The sequence below is a fragment of the Rahnella sp. ChDrAdgB13 genome, from assembly GCF_017655185.1.
Lineage (GTDB): Bacteria > Pseudomonadota > Gammaproteobacteria > Enterobacterales > Enterobacteriaceae > Rahnella > Rahnella contaminans.
Genome location: NZ_JAEMGT010000193.1, coordinates 1 through 1,397, shown reverse-complemented (window position 1 = coordinate 1,397; position 1,397 = coordinate 1). Strand labels below are relative to the sequence as shown.

Sequence of the window (1,397 nt, the reverse complement as noted above, 5' to 3'; positions counted from 1 at the left end):
CCGCTACAGGATCGAGAATGTGGTGATCTGATCCTGATTACGGCAAAAAGTTCGATTTATTCAACAAAGCCTCATCGATGCTGATTTGTGACCCAGTAACGCTTGTGTGTCGATCCCGTGCGCGCTGTATAGCCGCTCAGCAAGAGACCTTTGTTCATGGAATGACGGAGGCGTTGTTCCTCTGGGGAATTTCAGTCCGGACATATTTCGAGCTTCCATAAAAACGCGGCTCAATCCGTTACCGCCAACAGGATCACCAGGTGCAGCAGAACCATGCGACCGAGTGTGATGAATAATGTATTTGCTGACGACCCGGTCCCTACATCGTTTGATAACATCCCCAAGAGTCATGTTTAGTTCGGGTAAAAATAGGCTGATCGGCAGCGCGAGTCTGGTACCTGTTTTTGATTGAGTGATGTGCAGGTGACCGTCCCAGACGTCAGAAAATTTCATGTTCGAAATGTCTGTCCTGCGCTGTCCACTGACCAAGGCGAGTAGCATTGAGTTTTGAACATACGGCTGTAGTTTTTCAGCGGCTTCAAATGCAGCCTTACATTCCTCAAAACTAAGTCGAGCACGGCTAACTTTGGCTCGAGGAATTCTGGTCGCCATCGCTGGGTTGAAACCTGGTTCCACTTCCCCGGCATGCTGTGCCTCTTTAAACATATCACCCCACACAGCCCTAAGTATCTGGGCCATTCGTGGTTTACCCGATGCTTTATATTCATCCATGATTGCAGCCAGCGATTTTGTATCCAAATCATTAAGGCGAACATTGGGTAATCTTCGAGAAAGGACTAAAACACATGACTTTCTATTTTTCAGTGTCGTTGGTTTAATTTCACCATGTAAAACTCTTTCCTCCTGAATTGATGAGTATTTATCAGCCCAGTCTGACACTCTCATACCTGCATCTTTTGACGTGGTATTTTTAAATGTCATATCGATCAAAAAGTTAATCTGTTTCGATTGCTGATCTGTGATCATGCTATTGGCGGCTATCTCCGCTTCACGGGCAGTATCACCATCCGTTCCGAAGCCAATAAATTTACCAGTGATTGGATGTCTGTACTGCCAGTAAACCTTACTGGTCCGCCGGTCGAGTTTGCAGTAAAGGTTTGGGATGTTGACTTTATGCGTGCGGGGTCTGGCTGCCATTAATCGTTTTCTCCAATAGTGCTTTGACAGAAGCGGAAAGGTGATTTGGGATCTCCGCTTTTGCAATAACGCCGACGTACTTCGCATCTTCATCAACCACCCATTTGCTGCCTTGTTTGATAGGGGCAGGGATGATCTGACCGGTCTTTGCATACCAATGAAGTGTCGCTGGCGCTGGTGGATATTTAAACCCTTTTGGACTGGATGCCCATTCCATCAAAGGTACGAGTTGGCCCATA

General features: G+C 46.7%; 2 protein-coding genes. Both read right to left on the bottom strand.

Translation table 11 applies throughout. From position 1 onward, the window contains the following. Nucleotides 1–60: 60 nt before the first annotated feature. A complete protein-coding gene (locus J8X26_RS26435) occupies nucleotides 61–1,158 on the bottom strand; it encodes a phage integrase Arm DNA-binding domain-containing protein (protein ID WP_208952503.1) in 1,098 nt (365 codons plus the stop codon). After that, a partial coding sequence (locus tag J8X26_RS26430; protein WP_208952502.1) for an excisionase occupies nucleotides 1,133–1,397 on the bottom strand: 265 nt, incomplete at its 5' end. The genes J8X26_RS26435 and J8X26_RS26430, both read right to left, overlap by 26 nt.